This window comes from Micromonospora sp. DSM 43699 (genome assembly GCF_055517075.1).
Window position 1 is genome coordinate 1 of the sequence record NZ_JBTMMT010000033.1, and the last position, 24,596, is coordinate 24,596.

At 72.1% G+C, this 24,596-nt stretch carries 3 protein-coding genes; all 3 read right to left on the minus strand.

The annotated features are described in order from the left end of the window. On the minus strand, nucleotides 1–9,083 hold a 9,083-nt coding region (locus tag AC0AIB_RS17480), incomplete at its 3' end, for an SDR family NAD(P)-dependent oxidoreductase (protein WP_465097073.1). Between the two features lie 344 nt (nucleotides 9,084–9,427). Next, a complete protein-coding gene (locus AC0AIB_RS17485) occupies nucleotides 9,428–10,279 on the minus strand; it encodes a metallophosphoesterase family protein (RefSeq protein ID WP_465097074.1) in 852 nt (283 codons plus the stop codon). 157 nt (nucleotides 10,280–10,436) lie between these two features. Then, on the minus strand, nucleotides 10,437–24,560 hold the full coding sequence (locus tag AC0AIB_RS17490; protein WP_465097075.1) for a type I polyketide synthase: 14,124 nt from the start codon (nucleotides 24,558–24,560) through the stop codon (nucleotides 10,437–10,439). Between the last annotated feature and the right edge of the window lie 36 nt (nucleotides 24,561–24,596).

Sequence of the window (24,596 nt, forward strand, 5' to 3'; positions counted from 1 at the left end):
CAGACAGCCGCACCCAACAACGGATGCCCCGCCGCCGCGAGACCCACCCCCGACACGTCGCCCGCACGCCAGGCCACCGCCACCGGCCAGAACCGCTCCCGCTGGAACGCATACGTCGGCAGGTCCACCCGCACCGCACCACCACCGGCGAAGACGCCTGCCCAGTCGACGGGTACGCCGGCCGTGTGCAGGCTGCCGAGAGCGGTGAGGAGCTGGCGGGGGCCGTTCTCGTCGCGGCGCAGGGAGCCGACCACGACGCCGGGCTGCCCGGCGGCCGGGTGCTGGCCGGCCGGGTCGGCGACGGCCCGGTCGAGCGCGTCCTGAACCACCACCTTGAGCACGGGGTGCGGGCTGACCTCGACGAACGTCCGGTGGCCGGCGGCGATCAGGGCGTCGACGACGGGAGCGAGGCGGACCGGCTCGCGCAGGTTGCGGTACCAGTAGTCGGCGTCCAGCTCCGTGGTGTCGACGCGATCGCCGGTGACGGTGGAGTGGAAGGCAACCTCGGTGGGGTGGGACTCGATCGTGCCGAGTGCCACGGCCAAGTCCTCACGGACCGCTTCGACGTGGCCGCAGTGGGACGCGTAGTCCACGGCGATCTGCCGGGCCCGGATGCCGCGCTCCGTGCAGGTGGCGAGCAGTTCGGCGACGGACGTCGCGTCGCCGGAGACGACGGTGACGCCTGCCCCGTTCAGCGCGGCGACGGAGAGGGTGTCCGCCCAGGGCGCGATGAGCTGCCCGGTGTCGGCGGCAGAGAGCGGCACGGAGACCATGCCGCCGAGCCCGGAGATGGCGAGCAGGCCCCGGCTGCGGGCCACGACCAGACGGATGGCGTCGGGAAGGGTGAGCGCGCCGGCGGCGCAGGCGGCGGCGATCTCACCCTGCGAGTGGCCGATGACCGCGTCCGGCCGGACGCCGCAGGCCTTCCACACCTCGGCGAGGGAGACCATGACGGAGAAGAGCAGCGGCTGGACGACGTCGACGCGGTCCATCGGCGGGGCGCCCGGGGAGCCCCGCAGGACGTCCTCGACGGACCAGTCGACCAGTCGGGACAGCTCCGCCGCGCACTCCCGCATCCGGCTCCGGAAGACCGGCGAGGAGTCGAGGAGGTCGAGGGCCATGCCGGTCCACTGGGAGCCCTGGCCGGGGAAGACGAAGACGACCTTGGGCGTGCCGTCGCCGATGCTGACGCGGTGGTCCGCCTCGACCAGGGTGGCGAGCCCGGTCAGCGCGTCGTCGCGGTCGGCGGCGACCACGACCTGCCGGTACGGGTGGTGCGCGCGGCCGGTGGCGAGCGAGTACCCGAGGTCGAGCAGGTCCAGGTCCGGGTGCTCGGCGAGGTGGTCGCGGATCCGCGCCGCCTGGTCGCGCAGCGCGCGGGCACTGCGCGCCGAGACGGGCAGCGGTACGGCGTCGACGGCGACCAACCCGGGCAACGCGGCAGGACGCTCGGGGCGGGGCGTCGGGGTGTCGACCCGGGCCTGCTCGATGATCACGTGCGCATTCGTGCCGGAGATCCCGAACGACGACACCGCCGCCCGACGCGGCCGATCCACCACCGGCCACGGCATCGCCTCCGTCGCCAACGCCACCGCCCCCGCCGACCAGTCCACATGCGGCGACGGCTCATCCACATGCAACGACGCCGGCACCAGACCATGCCGCATCGCCATAACCATCTTGATCACACCCGCCACACCCGCCGCCGCCTGCGTGTGACCAAGATTCGACTTCACCGACCCCAACAACAACGGCCGACCCCCCGACCGACCCTGCCCATACGTCGCCAACAACGCCTGCGCCTCGATCGGATCACCCAGCGTGGTCCCGGTGCCATGCGCTTCGACAACATCCACATCCGCCGTCGACAGCCGCGCGTTGGCAAGAGCCTGACGAATCACCCGCTGCTGCGACGGACCATTCGGCGCCGTCAACCCATTCGACGCACCATCCTGGTTCACCGCACTACCCCGCACCACCGCAAGAACCCGGTGCCCACGCCGCCGGGCGTCTGACAGCCGCTCCACCAGGAGCATGCCCACACCCTCACCCCAACCAGTGCCGTCCGCACCCCCGGCGAACGCCTTGCACCGACCATCCGGAGCGAGACCGCCCTGGCGGGAGAACTCGGAGAACATGCCCGGAGCGGCCATCAGCGCCACGCCACCGGCGAGGGCCATCTCGCACTCGCCGGAGCGCAGCGCCTGCGCGGCCAGGTGCAGGGCCACCAGCGACGACGAACACGCCGTGTCCACAGTCACCGCCGGCCCCTCCAGACCGAAGGTGTACGCGACCCGGCCGGAGGCGACACTGCCGGCGGTGCCGGTCAACAGGTGGCCTTCGAGCCCGTCGAGGCCGTCGCTGCCGCTGGCGGCGTAGCCGGAGGAGGCGGCACCGATGAAGACACCGGTGATGGTGCCGTGTCCGCTGGTGGGGTCTATGCCGGCGTACTCGAACGCCTCCCACGAGGTCTCCAACAGCAACCGCTGCTGCGGATCCATCGCCAGCGCCTCACGGGGCGAGATGCCGAAGAAACCCGGATCGAACTCGGCCGCGTCGTACAGGAAGCCACCCTGCCGGGTGGTGGACGTCCCCGCCCGGTCGGCGTCCGGGTCGTAGAGGGTCTCCAGGTCCCAACCCCGGTCGGTGGGGAAACCGCCGATCGCGTCCCCACCCGAGGCGACCAGAGCCCACAACTGTTCGGGGGTCGCCACCCCACCCGGGTAGCGGCAGGCCATACCGATGATCGCGATGGGCTCGTCGGAGGCCGCCGTACCGGCGGTCGGGGCCACGGGCCGGTCGCCGCTGCTGGTCTCGTCGAGCCGCTCGTGCAGGTGCTCGGCGAGCCGGGCCGGTGTCGGGTAGTCGAAGACGAGGGTCGCGGAAAGCCGCAGCCCGGTCACCGAGGCCAACCGGTTCCGCAGCTCCACCGAGGTCAACGAGTCGAACCCGAGTTCCTTGAACGCCCGACCACCCGGCACCGCCTGCGCCGACGCATGCCCCAGCACCGCCGCCGCCTGGGCACAGACCAACTCCACAAGCAACCGACGGGCCTCGTCCTGCGACAGCCCGACCAGCCGGTCACGCCAGGAAGAGCCACCGGTGCCGGTCGGGCCGCCGGCCTGGCGGCGTCCGCCCGATCGGGCGAGCAGCCGCAGGATCGGCGGAACCTGTCCGGCGTCCCCGGTGATCCGGAGGCGGGCCGCAGCGATCGCCGGCAGTGCCCTGGCCGTCGCGGCGTCGAACAGGGCGGCGCCCTCGGCGGCGGTGAGGCCGGTCATGCCGAGCCGGCTCAGCCGCTGCTCGTCGTCCCGGTCGAGGTGGGCGGTCATGCTGCTGGTGGCGGCCCACATGCCCCAGCCGATACTGGTGGCCGGCAGTCCGTCCGCCCGCCGGTAGGACGCGAGGGCGTCGAGGAACGCGTTCGCCGCCGCGTAGTTGCCCTGACCGGGCGAACCGAGCGTCGCCGCGATCGACGAGAACATCACGAACGCCGACAGGTCCAACCCCGCCGTCGCCTCGTGCAACGCCCACGCCGCATCCACCTTCGGCCGCATGACGGTGGCCACGGCGTCCGCGTCGAGGGAGGTGATCGTCGCGTCGGCGATGACCCCCGCGCAGTGCACCACCGCGGTCAACGGATGCGCCGGGTCCACACCCGCGACCAGAGCAGCGACCTGCGCCGGATCGGCGACGTCCACAGCCACCGGCATCACGACCGCGCCCGCGCCGGTCAGCTCCGCGACCGACGCTGCGTAGTCGCTGCCCTCGGCGGGCAGACGACGCGACACCAACAGCAGACGGCGGGACTGCCCGGTAGCGACCAGATGCCGCGCCACCACACCCGCCAAAGTGCCCGACGCACCCGTGACCAGCGTCGTGCCCTCCGGGTCCACCGGGGCAGGCACGGTGAGCACCACCTTGCCCACGTGCCGGGCCTGACTGATGTGCCGCAACGCCCCCCGCGCCTCCCGCACATCCCACACCCGGATCGGCAACGGCCGCAGCACACCCCGCTCGAACAACCCCAACAACTCGGCCAGCATCTGCCCGATCCGGACACCACCCGCCTCGTTCAGATCGAACGCCCGATAAGCGACACCCGGATACTGCTCCGCCACCACATCGGCGTCCCGGACGTCGGTCTTGCCCATCTCCACGAACCGACCACCACGCGGCAACAACCGCAACGACGCGTCCACGAACTCACCGGCCAGCGCGTCGAGCACCACGTCCACACCCGAACCACCCGACGCGGCCAGGAACACGCCCTCGAACTCCGTGGTCCGCGACGACGCGATCCGCTCCGGCGCGACCCCCAACTCCCGCAGAACGCCCCACTTCCCAGGACTCGCCGTCGCATACACCGTCGCACCGAAATGCCGGGCGAGCTGGATCGCCGCCATACCCACACCACCGGCACCCGAATGGACCAGCACCGACTCACCGGCCCGCAGACCAGCCAGGTCGCGCAACGCGTAGAACGCCGTCAGGAAGACCAGCGGGACGGAGGCGGCCTGGGCGTACGACCAGCCGGCGGGGATCCTGGCCACCCGCTCCCGCTGCGCCACCACCTGGGGGCCGAACCCGGGCTCGAACATGCCCATGACCCGGTCGCCGGGCACGAGGTCGTCGACGTCCGGACCGACCTCCAGCACCACGCCCGCGCCCTCGCTGCCCATCCGGGCCGCCGGGTCCGGGTACATGTCGAGCGCGATCAGCACGTCGCGGAAGTTCACGCCTGTGGCCCGCACCGCGATGCGCACCTGCCCCGGCGCGAGCGGCAGAGCCGGGGCGGGCACCAGGTCGACGCCGTCCAGCGTGCCGGGCGTGACCGGCGCGAGGTGCCAGAGGCCCGACGCCGGGGGCACCAGGTCGTCGCCGGTGAGGCGGGTCAACCGGGGTACGAAGACGGTGCCGCCGCGGATCGCGAGCTGGTCGCCGGTCGGGGTCGGGTCGCCGGCCACCGCCGCGACCAGCGCAGCGGCGTCGACGTCCAGGACACCGTCCAGGTCGACCAGGACGATGCGGCCCGGGTGTTCGGACTGCGCCGACCGCAGCAGACCCCACACCGCCGCACCGGCCGGATCGACAGCCCGGTCCTCGTCGCCGACCGCCATCGCGCCCCGGGTGAACACCACCAGCCGGGAGTCGGCGAGCGCGTCCGCCGCCAGCCACGCCTGCACCGTCACCAGGACGTTCACGGTCGACGCCCGGACCGCCTCCGGCACCGGGACCCCGGTGACGTCCCGCGTCGGCAGCAGCAGCAACGTCGGTGAGGGCTCCCCCGCCTCGACGGCGGCGAGCAGGGCCGCCACGTCCGCGTACGCCGACACCCCGGGCAGGTCGACGCCGAGCGCGGCGTCACCGGTCGTCAGCACCGCCGAGCTGACCAGCGCCGCGACCGGCGCGACGTCCTCGACGTGCCAGGAGACCTCGAACAGGGAACGGTCCACCGCGCTCGGCGCGGAGGCGGCACCCATCTCCCGCAGGACGAGAGAGTCCACCGACACCACCGGCGCACCCGACTCGTCCACCGCCACCAGACGCACACCCGAACCCACCCGCCTCAACCACACCCGCAACACACGAGCACCCGAGGCATACACCTGCACACCCTCGAACACGAACGGCACCCGAGGACCCGACGACCCGTCCCCCACATCCAACAACCCGATCGGATGCAACGCCGCATCCAACAACGCCGGATGCACCCCGAACCCCGACACGTCCACCACACCATCAGGCAGAACCACCTCGGCGAACACCTCGCCATCACCCGACCACACCCGACGCAACCCCTGAAACACCGGCCCGTACGACAGGCCGTGCTCCGCGAACGTCGGGTACCAGCCGGCGAGTTCCACCTCGGACGCCCCGGCCGGCGGCCAGACCGGCAGGACCGGCTCGTCGGCCGTCGCGGGTTCGAGCACGCCCTCGGCGTGCCGGATCCACTCGGCGTCGACGTCGTCGTCGAGCTGCGAGTACACCGCCACATCCCGACCACCGGCACCATCAGCATCACCAACACGCACCTGCACCCGAACCCCACCGACAGCCGGCAGATGCATCGGCGCCGCAACTGTCAACTCCCGAACCCGCGACGCACCCACCTCATCACCAGCCCGCACCACCAACTCCACAAACGCCGTACCCGGCACCACCACCGAACCCGACACCACGTGGTCGGCCAGCCACGGGTGGGTCGAGGCCGACAACCGACCCGTCAACAGCACCCCACCATCACCAGCCAACCGCACCGCCGCACCCAACAACGGATGCCCCGCCACACCCAGACCAGCACCCGAGACATCACCCACCCGCCACGCCGACACCACCGGCCAGAACCGCTCCCGCTGAAACGCGTACGTCGGCAGGTCCACCCGCACCGCACCACCACCGGCGAACCACGACGCCCAGGTCACCGGCACGCCATGGACGTGCAGTTCGGCCAGGGCACCCAGCAGGCCGATCACCTCGGACCGGTCCCGGCGCTGGGCGGCGACGGCGAGGACGTCGTCGCCGGGCAGGGCGTCGGCGGTCATCGCGGTCAGGACGCTCTGCGGGCCGACCTCCAGGAACGTGTCCACCCCGGCGGCGCGGAGCGCGGTGATCCCGTCGGCGTACCGGACCGCGTCGACGACGTGGCGCACCCAGTAGTCGGGGGTGCGGAGGTCGTCGCCGTCGGCGAGGGCACCGGTCAGGTGCGACACCACGGGCAGCACCGGCGCGGAGAAGGTGAGCCGGGTCAGCAGCGCCCGGAACTTCGCCAGCATCGGTTCCATCAGCGGGCTGTGGAAGGCGTGGCTGACGGTGAGCCGGCGGGTGCGCACACCCCGGTCCCGCCAGACCCGCTCCACCTCGTCCAGCGCTTCGACGGCACCCGACACGACGACCGCCGACGGGCCGTTCACGGCCGCGATCCCCACCCGGTCGGTCGACCCCTCGATCGAAGCGGCCACGTCGGCCTCCGGCGCGGCCACCGCGAGCATGCCGCCACCGGCCGGCAGAGCCTGCATCAACCGGCCACGGGCGGCGACCAGCGCGCAGGCGTGCTCCAGGGACAGCACCCCCGCCACGTGCGCGGCGACGATCTCCCCGACCGAGTGGCCGGCTACGAAGTCGGGAACGATCCCGAACGACTCCACCAGGCGGAACAGCGCCACCTCGACCGCGAACAGCCCGGCCTGGGTGAACTCCGTCCGGTCCAGCAGCGCCGCCGCCGGCGAGCCCGCGTCGGCGAACAGCACCGCCCGCAGGGGCTGCGACAGGGCCCGGTCGAGGTGCCCGCAGACCTCGTCGAAGACGGCGGCGAACACCGGGAACGCCGCGTACAGCTCCCGGCCCATGCCGGCACGCTGCGCGCCCTGCCCGGAGAAGAGCACCGCGAGCGGACCCCTGTCGGCCGCCTGACCGGTGACCACCACACCCGACGGCTCCCCCGCCGCCAGCGCCCGCAGCCCGGCCAGCAGGTCGTCGCGGCCGGTGGCCGACAGGACGGCCCGGCTGTCCAGAGTGGTCCGCGAGGTGGCCGACGCGAACCCGACGTCCAGGGGGCGCAGGTCCGCGTCGCTGTCCAGCCAGGCCGCCCAGCGGCCGGCCTGCGCGCGGAGCGCGGCGGGATTCGCGGCGGAGAGCAGGACCGGGGCCGCCGGCAGCGTCCGCGCTCCGGGCGTACCGTCGGTCGGGGGTTCGGACGCGGCGGCCTGTTCCAGCACGAGGTGGGCGTTGGTGCCGCTCATGCCGAACGACGAGACGGCGGCGCGGCGCGGCCCGTCCGTTTCGGGCCACGGTTGGGCCTCGGCGAGCAGGGAGACCGCGCCGGCCGTCCAGTCGACGTGCGGGGTGGGCTCGGCCACGTGCAGGGTCGCCGGCAGCAGCCCGTGCCGCATCGCCATGACCATCTTGATCACACCGGCCACCCCGGCCGCCGCCTGGGTGTGCCCGATGTTCGACTTCAGGGAGCCGAGCCAGAGCGGCCGGTCGGCGGGTCGCTCCCGGCCGTACGTGGCGAGCAGGGCCTGGGCCTCGATCGGGTCACCCAGCCGGGTGCCGGTGCCGTGCGCCTCGACGACGTCGACGTCGGCGGGGGTGAGCCGGGCGTTCTCGAGGGCCTGCCGGATGACGCGCTGCTGCGCGGGGCCGTTCGGGGCGGTGAGGCCGCTGCTGGCCCCGTCCTGGTTGACGGCGCTGCCCCGGATGACGGCGAGCACGGGGTGGCCGTTGCGCCGGGCGTCGGAAAGCCGCTCCACGAGCACCATGCCGACGCCCTCGGCCCAGCCGGTGCCGTCCGCGTCGGCGGAGAACGCCTTGCAGCGCCCGTCGGAGGCGAGGCCGCGCTGGCGCGAGAACTCGACGAACCCACCGGGGGTGGCCATCACGCTGACGCCACCGGCGACGGCGAGGGTGCACTCACCGTCCCGCAGGGCCTGACCGGCCAGGTGCAGGGCGACCAGCGACGACGAACAGGCGGTGTCGATGGTGACGGCCGGGCCCTCCAGCCCGAACGTGTAGGCGAGCCGTCCGGAGATGACGCTCGCGGCGGTGCCGGTCAGCACGTACCCCTCGACGCCCTCCGGCAGGCGACCCAGCACGGACGCGTAGTCCTGGCCGGCGGTGCCGACGAACACCCCGGTGCGGCTGCCGCGCAGGGTGCCCACGTCGATGCCGGAGCGCTCGAAGACCTCCCAGGTGGTCTCCAGCAGCAGCCGCTGCTGGGGATCCATGGCCAGCGCTTCGCGGGGCGAGATGCCGAACAGGGTGGGATCGAAGTGACCGGCGTCGCGCAGGAAGCCGCCCCGGTCGCTGTACGAGGTGCCCGGGTGGTCCGGGTCCGGGTCGTACAGCGCGGCCAGGTCCCAACCGCGGTCCGTGGGGAACGTCCCGGTCGCGTCCGTGCCGGCGGCGACGAGGTCCCACAGCTCCTCCGGCGAGCTGACGCCGCCGGGGAAGCGGCACGCCATGCCCACGACGGCGATCGGCTCGGCTTCGGCGTCCTCCAGTTCCCGCAGGCGCCGGTGCGCCTGGCGGAGTTCCGTGGTCACCCACTTCAGGTGTTCGAGGAGCTTCTCTTCGTCCGCCATGACCCACCCGCCCGGAACTTGCTACCGATCGATTTCCGCCGAACACTGAGGAAGCCGTCGATCCGGCCCGGCATCTTCGACAGGCAGCGACCGATGGCGGCGCGGAGGCGCACTCACCGCATCAATGTCCGTCCCTCACCGCTGACCAACCGCACACCACCGCACCGTCCGCCCTGGGGATGCCGGTATCCGACCGCTAACGTGAGTGGACGGTACTGAGCGGTGAACTGCCGCCCAACCCCTACGGACCCCTCATTCAGCCCGGCCGGACGGGCCATCGGAGCAGCGGAAAACAGCAGGATGAGGGCGGTCGAGACGTTCCCGGACGCTCTTGCGGTGCACCGTCAGGCGGAGTACCCGGCGGGAGTCGGCAGGAGGGACCGCAACCGGCCGGGAGGGGTGGCACGACGACGCCACTCACGCGGGTAGCCGACCGACACCTCCTCGAAACGCACCCCGTCGTACCAGGTGGTGCGGGGGATGTGCAGGTGCCCGTACACGGCCACGCGGGCCTCGTAGCGCAGGTGCCAGTCCGCCGTCAGATCGGTGCCGCACCACTGGGCGAACTCGGGGAACCGCAGGATGCGGGTCGGCTCACGGACCAGCGGGTAGTGGTTGACCAGGACGGTGGGCAGCCTCCCACGCTCCGCGTCGAGCCGCCGCTCGGTCTGGATGACCCGGGCCCGGCACCAGGCGTCCCGACTCGGATACGGGTCCGGGTGCAGCAGGATCTCGTCGGTGCAGACGACACCGGTCTCGTGCGCCAGCGCCAACGCCTGCTCCCGGGTGTACGTCCCCGGGGGCCGCCACGTGTAGTCGTAGCCGACGAAGAGCGGGGCGACGAGGACGGGGTCGCCGTCGGTGTCCCACACCGGGTACGGATCCTCCGGTGTGACCACACCCAGCCGGCGGCACAGCTCGACCAGGTGCCGGTAACGCGCCTCGCCACGCAACTGCACGGCGTCGTCCCGAGGCGTCCACAGCTCGTGGTTGCCCGGTGCCCAGATCACCTTGGCGAAGCGCTCGCTGAGCAGACCGAGCGCCCACTCGACGTCGGCGACGAACTCGCCGACGTCACCGGCGACGATCAACCAGTCCCCGTCGTTACCGGGGCGCAGGCCCTCGACGATCGCGCGGTTCTCCGCGTACACGACGTGGAGGTCGCTGATCGCCAGCAGTTGACGGACGTGGGTCACCCGGAACCTCCCGTACCTGCGGGCACCCGCGCGCACCCCACCGTCCGTCCCGCGTGCCGGCCGGGGACGACCACCTGACGGGCTCCGACCCTACGGAGCCCGTCAGGTGGTGGCACACCCCTAGGTGCGCGCGGCGCACCCCTAGGGCGGACCATGGTCACGACTTGCCGAACTCCCGCTGGATGATGTCGAAGACGTCGTCCTCGGTGGCGCTGGCCAGGTCGTCGGCTACGTCGCCCTCGTCCCCGGCGGGTGCCGGAGCGGCTGCCACGGGGGACGTGCCGCCCCGCCACCGGGCCACCAGGTCCTCCAGCCGGCGGGTGATCTCCGCGTCGTCGCGCCGGTCGTCGGGGACCGCGCGCAGGAGCTGGTCGAGCCGCTCGATCTCGGCGACGACCGGGCCGGCCGCCGCGTGCGGCACCAACTCGGCGCGCAGGTGCGCGGCGAGCGCCGCCGGCGACGGGTGGTCGAAGACCAGGGTCGTCGGCAGGGTCAGACCCGTCTCGGCGGTGAGCCGGTTGCGCAGCTCCACGGCGGTGAGCGAGTCGAAGCCGAGTTCCAGGAAGCCCCGGCCGGCCCGGATCGCCGCCGGGGTGCGGTGCCCCAGGACGGTGGCCGCGGTGCCGCGTACCAGGTCGAGCAGGATGCGCTCCCGCTCGGCCTCGCCCGCGGCGGTGAGCCGGTCCCGCAGAGCCTGCGGTGCCCCGGTGTCCGCCGCTGGCGTCTCCGGCTGGCCGGCGGCACCGGCCTCCGGAATGCCGTCGAGCAGCGGGCTGGGGCGCAGGGCGGTGAAGGAGGCGGCGAACCGGTCCCAGGCCACGTCGGCGACGACCACCGAGACGTCGTCCCGGTCCAGGGCACCCTGCAACGCGGCGACCGCCAACTCGGGCCTCATTGCCGGCAGACCACGCCGGGCCAGTTGCTCCTGCTGCTCGCCCTGGGCCATGCCGGCACCGGCCCAGGGGCCCCAGGCCACTGCGGTGCCGGCGCGGCCACCGGCCCGGCGCCGCGCGACCAGCCCGTCGAGGTACGCGTTGGCCGCCGCGTAGCCGGCCTGCCCCGCCGAACCCCACACACCCGCGATCGAGGAGAACACCACGAACGCGTCCAACCCGTCGGGCAACAACTCGTCCAGGTGGACCGCGCCGTCGACCTTGGCCCGGAGCACCTCGGCCAGTTCCCCGGCGGTCATCTCGGCCAGCGGAACGGACTGCGCCGCCCCGGCGGCGTGCACGACGGCGCGGACCGGGTCACCCTGCCCCGCCAAACCCTCCAACAACGCCGACACCTGCGCCCGATCAGCCACGTCACACGCGACCACAGTCACCCGCGCCCCCGCCACCCGCAACCGCTCCACCAACTCCACCACACCAGACGCCCGCCCACCCTGCCGACTCGCCAACACCACATGCCCCGCACCCGCACCGACCACCCACTCCGCCACCCGCGAACCGAGCGCCCCCGTACCACCGGTGACCAACACCGTCCCCGACAACCCGAACACCCGACGCACCGGATCACCCGACGCACGCACCAACCGCCTGACGAACACCCCCGACGGCCGCACCGCCACCTGGTCCTCGACACCGGAGGCCAGCACCCCGGCCAGCCGACGGACAACCCGGCCATCCACCACCTGCGGCAGATCCACCAGACCGCCCCACCGACGCGGCTCCTCCAACGCCACCACCCGACCGAGACCCCACACCGCAGTCCCGACGGCATCCGGCACGGCATCGGAGCGCCCGACGGAGACCGCACCCCGGGTCAGCCACCACACCCGGGCACCCACACCGCAGTCACCCAACGCCTGGACCGTTGCCAGCGCCGCACCGACGCTCGCACCGGCGAGCGACAGCAACGAGACGATTCCGGCGACCTCGCCGACGTCGCGGAGCGCCTTCGCCACCGGCTCGCGGTCGTCGGCCGGACCATCGAGCGTCACCGTCCGGACCTGCCCGCCAGCCGCGGTCAGTCCTTCGGTCACGGCCGCGAGCACCGCACCGTCCAGACCGAGGTACGGCACCAGCAGCAGCCACGTGCCGGACAGCGCCGGCTCGGCGTCCGGTACGGCCGTCCAGTCGATCCGGTAGCGCCAGGAGTCGGCGGTGGAACGCTGCCGTCCCTCCCGCCGCCAGCGGGCCAGCTTCGGCAGCAGCGCACTGAACGGCTGATCGGCGTCGAGCTGGAACTCCTCCCCCAGCCCGGCCAGATCCTCCTGCTCCACCGCCGCCCAGAACCGCTGGTCGGTCTCCGACGCGGGCACTGCGGAGGGGACGACGGCCGGCGGCGTGTCGTACAACCAGTAACGCTGTCGTTGGAAGGCGTAGGTGGGCAGGTCGACAGTGCGCGGCTGGCCGCCGGTATGGGTGAACCAGCCCGCCCAGTCCACCGCAGTGCCGGTCACGTGCAGTCGAGCCAGGGCGGTGACCAGAGCCGTCGTCTCCGACTGGTCCCGGCGCAGCACGGGAACCAGATGCACCGCCCGGTCAGCCGGAATGTCGGCAGCCATCGCCGTCAACGTCGCGTCCGGACCCACCTCCAGAACCGTGGTCACACCCAGCCCATACAACGTGGCGACCCCGTCGGCGAACCGCACCGCCTCACGAACATGCCGCACCCAATAATCCGGACCCGCGATCTCCACCGGATCCGCCACCCCACCGGTCAGATTCGACACCACCGGCAACCTCGGCGCACACCAGGCCAGACCCGCAATCGCGGCCCGGAACTCCTCAAGCATCGGCTCCATCAACCGCGAATGAAACCCATGACTCACCAACAACCGCTTCACCCGCCAACCCCGCCCAACACACCACTGGGCCACCCGATCCAAATCCTCCACCAGACCCGACAACACCACCGACGCCGGACCATTCACCGCCGCCACATCCACACCACCACCGACCAACTCACGCACCTCGGCCTCAGAAGCACCCACCGCCAACATCCCCCCACCAGCCGGCAACCCCTGCATCAAAGAACCCCGCGCCGCCACCAACACACACGCATCCTCCAACGACAACACCCCCGCCACCCACGCCGCCGTCACCTCACCGATCGAATGCCCGGCCACAAAGTCGCCGGTCACACCCCACGAGGACAACAACTCATACAACGCCACCTCCACCGCGAACAACCCCGCCTGCGTGAACACCGTCTGATCCGCCAAACCCGCCAGATCAGACCCCGGCCCGGCGAACACCACCTCCCGCAACGAACGCGGAAGCCGACCCTCGAACAACCCACACACCCGATCGAACACATCCGCGAACACCGGAAACCGATCGTAGAGTTCCCGACCCATGCCGGACCGCTGCGCACCCTGACCCGTGAACACCAACCCCAGACGACCAGACACGGCCTGCCCGACCACCAGCGTGCCGGCCCGCTCGGCAGCACCACCGGCCAACGCCTCCAACCCCGCACACAGGTCACCGCCGGTCGCACCCAACACCACCGCCCGATGCTCCAACGCCGCCCGAGTCGTCACCAACGACCAACCCACATCCACCGGCGACAACCCGGCCCGCTCCCGGACGAAACCGGCCAACCGACCCGCCTGACCGACCAGAGCCTCCACCGACCGCCCCGACACCAACCACGGCACCACCGGCAGCGAACCAGCCGCTGACCCGGCATCCACCGACGCGAGGGACGAAGCCGACACCGGCTCGGCCTCGGCCTCGGGCTGCTCGATGATCACGTGCGCGTTCGTGCCGGAGATACCGAACGACGACACCGCCGCCCGACGCAGCCGATCCACCACCGGCCACGACCGCAACCCCGCCACCAACTCCACAGCACCCGCCGACCAATCCACCCTCGACGAAGGCACATCCACATGCAACGACGGAGGAACAACACCATGCCGCATCGCCAGCACCATCTTGATCACACCCGCCACACCCGCAGCCGCCTGCGTATGACCGATATTCGACTTCACCGACCCCAACAGCAACGGCTCATGCCCGTCCCGCCCCTGCCCGTACGTCGCCAACAACGCCTGCGCCTCGATCGGATCACCAAGAGTCGTCCCGGTGCCATGCGCCTCCACCACGTCCACGTCCGCCGCGCCCAGACGGGCATTCGCGAGAGCCTGCCGGATCACCCGCTGCTGCGACGGACCGTTCGGCGCCGTCAACCCGTTCGACGCACCATCCTGATTCACCGCACTACCCCGCACCACGGCGAGGACTCGACGGCCATCGCGGCGCGCGTCGGAAAGCCGCTGCACCAACAGCACCCCGACGCCCTCGGACCAGCCGGTCCCGTCGGCGCCCTCGGCGAACGACCTGCACCGCCCGTCCGGCGCGAGGCCGCCCTGCCGGGAGAACTCGACGAAGGTGGCCGGGGAGGCCATCACGGTCACGCCGCCGGCCAGGGCCAGGTCGCACTCCCCCGACCGCAGCGACTGCGCCGCCAGGTGCAACGCCACAAGCGACGACGAACACGCCGTGTCCACGGTGACCGCCGGCCCCTCGAACCCGAACGAGTACGACACCCGCCCCGACAGCACGCTGGTCGCGCTGCCGGTGAGCAGGTGACCGCCGACCTCCTGGTCCCGACCCATCGCTGTCGAGGCGTACCCCTGGAAGCTGGCGCCCGCGAAGACGCCGACCCGTTCGCCCTTGAGGCGCGACGGGTCCACGCCCGCGGATTCGATCGCCTCCCAGGACACCTCCAGCAGCAGCCGCTGCTGCGGGTCCATGGCCAGGGCCTCGCGGGGCGAGATGCCGAAGAACTCCGCATCGAACGCTCCCGCGTCGTAGACGAAGCCGCCCTGGCGGGGGAAGGACGTGTCGGTGAGCTGGCCGTCGAGGAAGCTGTCCCAGCCCCGGTCGAGCGGGAAGTCGGAGATGCCGTCCCGGCCCTCGGTGAGCAGTTCCCAGAGCTGGTCGGCGCTGTCGACACCGCCGGGCAGGCGGCAGCCCATGCCGACGATGACGATCGGGTCGTCGTCGACCGCGACGGGCCGGCCCTCGGCCACCGCCGACGCCGGTGCGCCGGTCAGTTCCCTGCCCAACTGGGCTGCCAGAAGCAGCGGTGTCGGGTGGTCGAAGACCAGGGTGCTGGGCAGGGTCAGGCCGGTCTCGGCGGTGAGCCGGTTGCGCAACTCGACGGCGGTGAGCGAGTCGAAGCCCTGACGCTGGAACGCCCGGTCGGCCGGTACGGCGTCCGGCGTCGCGTGCCCGAGCACGGCGGCAGCCTGAGTCCGGACCAGGTCGAGCAGGTAATCGTCCCGCTCGGTGGTTGTCATGCCGGCGAGCCGACGGCCGAACTGCGTACCGTCGCCGGTGTCCCCGTCGGCGTCGGTCCGCGCGGGTCGCGCCTCGGGAATCTCCTCGAGCAGCGGGCTGGGGCGCAGGGCGGTGAAGGAGGCCGCGAACCGGTCCCAGGCCACGTCGGCGACGACCACCGAGACGTCGTCCCGGTCCAGGGCACCCTGCAACGCGGCGACCGCCAACTCGGGCCTCATCGCCGGCAGACCACGCCGGGCCAGTTGCTCCTGCGCCTCGCCCCGCACGGCCATGCCTCCGCCGGCCCAGGGCCCCCACGCCACGGCGGTGCCGACAGCACCCCGGCCACGACGGCGTGCGACGAGTGCGTCCACGAAGGCGTTGGCCGCCGCGTAGCCGGCCTGCCCCGCCGAACCCCACACACCCGCGATCGAGGAGAACACCACGAACGCGTCCAACCCGTCGGGCAACAACTCGTCCAGGTGGACCGCGCCGTCGACCTTGGCCCGGAGCACCTCGGCCAACTCGTCCCGACCGGTCTCGGCCAGCGGGGTGAACTGGGGGGCGCCGGCGGCGTGCACGACGGCGCGGACCGGATCGCCCTGCCCCGCCAAACCCTCCAACAACGCCGACACCTGCGCCCGATCAGCCACGTCACACGCGACCACAGTCACCCGCGCCCCCGCCACCCGCAACCGCTCCACCAACTCCACCACACCAGACGCCCGCCCACCCTGCCGACTCGCCAACACCACATGCCCCGCACCCGCACCGACCACCCACTCCGCCACCCGCGAACCGAGCGCCCCCGTACCACCGGTGACCAACACCGTCCCCGACAACCCGAACACCCGACGCACCGGATCACCCGACGCACGCACCAACCGCCTGACGAACACCCCCGAGGAGCGCAGGGCGAGCTGGTCCTCGCTGCCGCCGGCCGTCAGCATTCCGCAGAACCGGCGGACCGCCCGCTCGTCCATCTCCTGCGGCAGATCCACCAGACCGCCCCACCGGCGCGGCTCCTCCAACGCCACCACCCGACCGAGACCCCACACCGCAGCTCCGACCGGATCCACGGGCTCGTCGGCCCTGCGCACCGAGACCGCACCGCGCGTCACCCACCACACCCGGGCACCCACACCGCAGTCACCCAACGCCTGGACCACCGCCAGCCCGTCACCTACACCCGCACCCGCGAGCGACAGCAACGACACCACTCCGGTGAGGTCGTCCGGGTGGGATACGGCGGCACGCAGCCGGTCGGCTACCTCGTCACGGCCAAGCGCCGTCGGGTCGAGGAGCACCGTCACGACCTCGGCACCGTGCCCGGCCAGGCCGGCGATCACGGGGTGGTCGGTCTGCGTCGACGCTGCCAGCACCAGCCAGGTCCCGGTCAGGTCCGCCTTCGGTACGGACGCCGCTGGCCGCCACTCGACCCGGTAGCGCCACGAGTCGGCGGTGGAACGCTGCCGTCCCTCCCGCCGCCAGCGGGCCAGCTTCGGCAGCAGCGCACTGAACGGCTGATCGGCGTCGAGCTGGAACTCCTCCCCCAGCCCGGCCAGATCCTCCTGCTCCACCGCCGCCCAGAACCGCTCGTCGACGTCGCCGTCCGAGCGCAAGGTCGTGCCGCCGGCCGCCGTCACCTCCGGCCAGTACCAGGTGCGCTGGAAGGCGTAGGTGGGCAGGTCGACGGTGCGCGGCCGGCCGCCGGTGTGGGTGAACCAGCCCGCCCAGTCCACCGGAGTACCGGTCACGTGCAGTCGGGCCAGCGCGGTCATGAGACTGCTCGTTTCCGGCTGGTCCCGGCGCAACGCGGGGATCAGGTGCACCGCCCGGTCGGCCGGAATGTCGGCGGCCATCGCCGTCAACGTCGCGTCCGGACCCACCTCCAGAACCGTGGTCACACCCAGCCCGTACAACGTGGCGACCCCGTCGGCGAACCGCACCGCCTCACGAACATGCCGCACCCAGTAATCCGGACCCGCGATCTCCACCGGATCCGCCACCCGACCGGTCACGCCCGAGACGACCGGCAACCGTGGCGCACCCCAATTCAAACCCGCAATAGCAGCCCGGAACTCATCGAGCATCGGCTCCATCAATCGCGAATGAAACGCATGACTCACCGACAACCGCTTCACCCGCCAACCCCGCTCGGCACACCACCCGGCCACCCGATCCAGATCGTCGACCCGACCCGACAACACCACCGACGCCGGACCGTTCACCGCCGCCACATCCACACCGGCACCCACGACAGCCCGCACCTCGGCCTCAAAAGCACCAACCGCCAGCATGCCCCCACCAGCCGGCAACCCCTGCATCAACGAACCCCGCGCCGCCACCAGGACACACGCATCCTCCAACGACAACACCCCCGCCATCCACGCCGCCGCCACCTCACCAATCGAGTGCCCCGCCACAACATCGGCGGTCACACCCCACGAGGACAACAGCTCATACAACGCCACCTCCACCGCGAACAACCCCGCCTGCGTGAACACCGTCTGATCCGCCAAGCCCGCCAGATCAGTACCCGGCCCGGCGAACACCACCTCCCGCAACGAACACGGAAGCCGACCCTCGAACAGGGCACACACCCGATCAAACACGTCCGCGAACACCGGAAACCGGTCGTAGAGTTCCCGACCCATGCCGGACCGCTGCGCACCCTGACCCGCGAACACCAACGCCCGACGACCCGACACCACCTCACCCGTCACCAGGCCAGGCCTCGATTCACCCCCGGCCAGCGCCGCCAACCCGGCCGACAGGTCACCGGCGCTGCTACCCAACACCACCGCCCGATGCTCCAACGCCGCCCGACTCGTCGCCAACGACCAACCCACATCCACCGGCGACAGCCCGGCGTGCTCCCCGACGAACCCCACCAACCGACCCGCCTGACCAGCCAGAGCCTCCACCGACCGCCCCGACACCAACCACGGCACCACCGGCAGCGAACCAGCCGCTGACCCGGCATCCACCGACGCGAGGGACGAAGCCGACACCGGCTCGGCCTCGGCCTCGGCCTCGGGCTGCTCGATGATCACGTGCGCGTTCGTGCCGGAGATACCGAACGACGACACCGCCGCCCGACGCAGCCGATCCACCACCGGCCACGACCGCAACCCCGCCACCAACTCCACAGCACCCGCCGACCAATCCACCCTCGACGAAGGCACATCCACATGCAACGACGGAGGAACAACACCATGCCGCATCGCCAGCACCATCTTGATCACACCCGCCACACCCGCAGCCGCCTGCGTATGACCGATATTCGACTTCACCGACCCCAACAGCAACGGCTCATGCCCGTCCCGCCCCTGCCCGTACGTCGCCAACAACGCCTGCGCCTCGATCGGATCACCAAGAGTCGTCCCGGTGCCATGCGCCTCCACCACGTCCACGTCCGCCGCGCCCAGACGGGCATTCGCGAGCGCCTGCCGGATCACCCGCTGCTGCGACGGACCGTTCGGCGCCGTCAACCCGTTCGACGCACCATCCTGATTCACCGCACTACCCCGCACCACGGCGAGGACTCGACGGCCATCGCGGCGCGCGTCGGAAAGCCGCTGCACCAACAGCACCCCGACGCCCTCGCCCCAACCCGTGCCGTCCGCCGAGTCCGCGAACGACCGGCAGCGCCCGTCGGCGGAGAGCCCCCGCTGCCGGGAGAACTCCACGAAGGCACCCGGGGTGGACATCACGGTCACGCCGCCGGCCAATGCCAGATCGCACTCCCCCGAGCGCAACGACTGCACCGCCAGATGCAACGCCACAAGCGACGACGAACACGCCGTGTCCACGGTGACCGCCGGCCCCTCGAACCCGAACGAGTACGACACCCGCCCCGACAGCACGCTGGCGGAGGCACCGGTGGCGCCGTACCCGGCGAGGTCTTCGCCGCCGTGGCGGATGAGGTTGTCGAAGTCCTGCCCGTTCGTGCCGGCGAAGACACCGACGCGGCTGCCACGCAGAGCGTCCGGGTCGATCCGGGCGTCCTCGATCGCCGCCCAGGAGACCTCCAACAGCAGCCGCTGCTGCGGGTCCATGGCGGTCGCCTCGCGGGGCGAGATGCCGAAGAACTCCGCGTCGAACGCTCCCGCGTCGTCCAGGAAGGCACCCTGGGTGACGTACGACGCCCCGGGGTGGTCCGGGTCGGGGTGGTAGAGGGCGGCCAGGTCCCAGTGCCGGTTCGTGGGGAAGTCGGACATCGCGTCGACGCCGTCGGCGAGCAGCCGCCAGAACTCCTCCGGCGATCCGGCCCCGGCAGGGAACCGGCAGCCCATGCCGACGATGACGATCGGGTCGTCGTCGACGGGGCGTACCACCGGGTGTGGCGTCTCGGGCCGGGCATGCCCGCCCAGCAGCTCGGTACGGACGTGGGCCGCCAGCGCGGTGGGGTTGGGGTGGTCGAAGGCGAGGGTCGTGGGCAGCGTGAGCCCGGTGGCGGCGTCGAGCCGGTTACGCAGCTCGACGGCGGTCAGGGAGGTGAAGCCGAGGTCCCGGAAGGCGCGCTCGGCCGGCACCTGGTCGGCGCTGCCGTGGCCGAGCACCGCCGCGACCTCGACGCGCACCACGTCGCGCAGGGCGTCGAGTTGTTCGCTCTCGGAGAGCCCGGCGAGACGGTGTCGCAGGGCGCTGCCACCGCCGGCCCGGTCGGCGGTGGCGGCGTCGGTGACCTGCGGTGCGGTCAGCAGGTCCCGGATCAGCGGATCGGGCCGACCACCGACGGCGCTGGCCGCCACCCGGTTCCAGTCGACGTCGGCGACCACCAGGTGGGTCTCGTCGTGCTCTAGTGACCGGGTGAGGGCGCGGACAGCCGTCGCGGGGTCCATCGCCGCGATGCCGTTGCGGGCCATCCGGCGTTCGAAGCCGCCGGCACTGACCCCACCCTCGGCCCACAGGCCCCAGGCGACGGAGGTGGCGGGCAGTCCTTCGGCGCGACGGCGTCGGGCGAGGGCGTCGAGCCAGGCGTTCCCGGGAGCGTAGTTGGCCTGCCCGGGGCCGCCCATGGTGCCGGCCAGGGAGGAGAACAGGACGAACGCCGACAGCTCGTGGTCGCGGGTCAACTCGTCGAGGTTCCGGGCGGCGTCGACCTTGGCGCGCAGGGCGGTCGTCATCTGCGCCACGGTGAGAGCGTCGACCAGCGTGTCGTCGAGTGCCGCAGCGGTGTGTACGACGGTGGTGAGCGGCAGGTCGGCGGGGACGGTGGAGAGCAGGTCGCGCAGCGCGTCCCGGTCCGCCACGTCGCAGGCCGCGACGGTGACCCGGGTGCCCAGCCCGGTCAACTCCTCGGCCAGGGTGCCGGCACCGGGGGCGTCCGGACCGCGCCGGCTGACGAGCAGCAGGTGCTCGGCACCCGCCGCCGCGAGGGCACGGGCGACGTGGCCGCCCAGCGCACCCGTACCGCCGGTGACGAGCGCCGTGCCACGTGGGGTCCAGCTACGGCCGGGACCGGCCGGCTGACCGGAGGGGACCAGCCGTTTGGCGTACGCGCCGGTGGCCCGGAGGGCGAGCCGGTCCTCGGTGCGTTCACCGCCGAGCAGCCGGCGCAGCAGCCGTACGCCCCGCGCGTCCGGCGTCCCGGGCAGGTCGACGAGGCCACCCCAGCGGTGGGGGTGCTCGGCACGCAGCACACCGCCGAAGCCCCAGAGCATCGCCTGGTCGGGGTCGACGAGGCCCTCACGCGGGTCGACGGAGACCGCGCCCCGGGTGGCGATCCAGAGTCGGGCGGCGGTCCCGGCGTCGCCGAGGGCCTGGGCGAGGGTGACAGTGGCGGCGAGGCCGGCCGGCACGGAGGCGGAGTCGGGATGCGTGCCGGAGGAGAGGGCGAGCAGGGACAGGACGGTACCGGGTTGTCCCTCGGCGTACGCCCCGGTCAACTCCTGCGCCAGGCGGGCCCGGTCGATTCCGGCGGCCACCGGCAGCACCCGTACGCCGGGCGCGGTGAGTGCCGCCGCCCACTCCCCGGCGGTTCCCTCCGGCTCGGCGGGCACGACGAGGAGGAGGTCCCCGGTCTCCGGGCGGGTGCTGTCGGGAAGCGGCTGCCAGGCGACCCGGTACCGCCACGAGTCGAGGGTCGAGTCGGTCTCCTGGCGGCGTCGCCACGCGGAGAGTGCGGGGAGCACGGCACCGAGCGGGGCCCCGGGGTCGACGGCGAGGGTGGCGGCGAGCGTCTCGACGTCCTGGTTCTCGATGACCTGCCAGAACGTCTCGTCGCGGGGAGCTGTGACACGGCCCTCGGCACCGGCGGCGCGCGTGCGGGCGTTGAGCCAGTACCGCTGTCGCTGGAAGGCGTAGGTGGGCAGGTCGACAGTGCGCGGCTGGCCGCCGGTATGGGTGAACCAGCCCGCCCAGCCCGCCCAGTCCACCGGAGTCCCGGTCACGTGCAGTCGAGCCAGCGCGGTGACCAGTGCGGTCGTCTCCGGCTGGTCCCGGCGTAGCACGGGAACCAGATGCACCGCCCGGTCAGCCGGAATGTCGGCAGCCATCGCCGTCAACGTCGCATCCGGACCCACCTCCAGAACCGTGGTCACACCCAGCCCATACAACGTGGCGACCCCGTCGGCGAACCGCACCGCCTCACGAACATGCCGCACCCAATAATCCGGACCCGAGATCTCCACCGGATCCGCCACCCCACCGGTCACGCCCGAGACGACCGGCAACCGTGGCGCAGACCAGGCCAGGCCCGCAATCGCGGCCCGGAACTCGTCGAGCATCGGCTCCATCAACCGCGAATGAAACGCATGACTCACCGACAACCGCTTCACCCGCCAACCCCGCCCAACACACCACTGGGCCACCCGATCCAGCTCGTCGACCAGACCCGACAACACCACCGACGCCGGACCATTCACCGCCGCCACATCCACACCGGCACCCGCGACAGCCCGCACCTCGGCCTCGGTGGCACCAACGGCCAGCATGCCCCCACCAGCCGGCAACGCCTGCATCAAACAACCCCGCGCCGCAACGAGAGCACACGCATCCTCCAACGACAACACCCCCGCCACCCACGCCGCCGCCACCTCACCAATCGAATGCCCCGCCACAACGTCGACGCTCACACCCCACGACGACAACAACTCAAACAACGCCACCTCCACCGCGAACAACCCCGCCTGCGCAAACACCGTCCGATCCAACAAACCCGCCAGATCAGACCCCGGCCCGGCGAACACCACCTCCCGCAACGAACACGGAAGCCGACCCTCAAACAACCCACACACCCGATCGAACACATCCGCGAACACCGGAAACCGGTCGTAGAGTTCCCGACCCATCCCCAACCGCTGCGCACCCTGACCCGCAAACACCAACCCCAGACGACCCGACACCACCTCACCCGTCACCAGGCCAGGCCTCGATTCACCCCCGGCCAGCGCCACCAACCCGGCCGACAGATCGCCGGCGCTGCCACCCAACACCACCGCCCGGTGCTCCAACGCCGCCCGCGAACTGGCCAACGACCAACCCACATCCACCAGCGACAACCCGGCCCGCTCCCGGACGAAACCGGCCAACCGACCCGCCTGACCGGCCAGAGCCTCCACCGACCGCCCCGACACCAACCACGGCACCACCGGCAGATCGACAGCCGCTGGTCCCGCCTCCACCGATGCCGCAGACGAAACCGGCACCGCTTCGGCCTCGGGCTGCTCGATGATCACGTGCGCGTTCGTGCCGGAGATACCGAACGACGACACCGCCGCCCGACGCAGCCGATCCACCACCGGCCACGACCGCAACCCCGCCACCAACTCCACAGCACCCGCCGACCAATCCACCCTCGACGACGGCACATCCACGTGCAACGACGGAGGAACCAGACCGTGCCGCATCGCCAGCACCATCTTGATCACACCCGCCACACCCGCCGCCGCCTGCGTATGACCGATATTCGACTTGATCGAGCCGAGCAACAACGGCTCGTCCCGCCCCTGCCCGTACGTCGCCAACAACGCCTGCGCCTCGATCGGGTCACCAAGAGTCGTCCCGGTGCCGTGGGCCTCGACCACGTCCACGTCCAGGGTCGACAGCCGCGCCGCCGCGAGCGCCTGTCGGATGGCCCGCTGCTGGGCCGGGCCGTTCGGCGCGGTCAGCCCGTTCGACGCACCGTCCTGGTTGACCGCGGTGCCCCGCACCACGGCGAGGACGCGGTGGCCGTTGCGGCGGGCGTCGGAGAGCCGCTCCACGAGGAGCATCCCGACGCCCTCGGACCAGCCGGTCCCGTCGGCGCCTTCGGCGAACGACTTGCACCGCCCGTCCGGGGCGAGGCCGCGCTGCCGGCTGAAGTCGATGAACGTCTCCAGGGTGGTCATCACGGTGACGCCGCCGGCCAGCGCGAGGGTGCACTCGCCGGACCGCAGGGACTGCACCGCCAGGTGCAACGCCACCAGTGAGGACGAGCAGGCGGTGTCGACGGTGAGCGCCGGCCCCTCGAACCCGAAGGTGTAGGCGACCCGGCCGGAGAGGACGCTGCTGGCGGTGCCACCGCCGATGAAGCCGTCCAGGGTCTCCGGGACCTCGTCCAGTCCGGCGGCGTAGTTGTGGTACATCATGCCGGCGAACACGCCGACGCGGCTGCCTCGCAGGGAGAGCGGGTCGACCCGGGCGTCCTCGATCGCCTCCCAGGACGCCTCGAGCATGAGCCGCTGCTGCGGGTCCATGGCCAGGGCCTCGTACGGCGAGATCTTGAACAGCTCGGGATCGAAGTCCCCGGCGTCGTGCAGGAATCCGCCCTCGCGGGCGTACGTGCTGCCCCGCCGCTCCCCCGTCGGGTCGTACGCCCGGTCGATGTCCCAGCCCCGGTCGACGGGGAATCCGGTGATGCCGTCGGTGGCGGTGGCGACGAGGTCCCAGAGCTGCTCGGGCGAGCGGACCCCGCCGGGGTAACGGCAGCTCATCCCGACGATCGCGATGGGCTCGTGGTTCTTGGCATCGACCGCCTTCAGGCGTTCGCTGGTCTCGTGGAGATCGGCGGTGACGCGCTTGAGGTACTCACGGAGCTTGGCTTCGTTCGCCATCGGGGATTCACCTGTCGCGTTGGTCGGCAAGCGGGG

Excerpts from the sequence above, each read along its gene's own strand:
- AC0AIB_RS17490 (WP_465097075.1), bottom strand. The coding sequence starts at position 24,560 with ATGGCGAACGAAGCCAAGCTCCGTGAGTACCTCAAGCGCGTCACCGCC.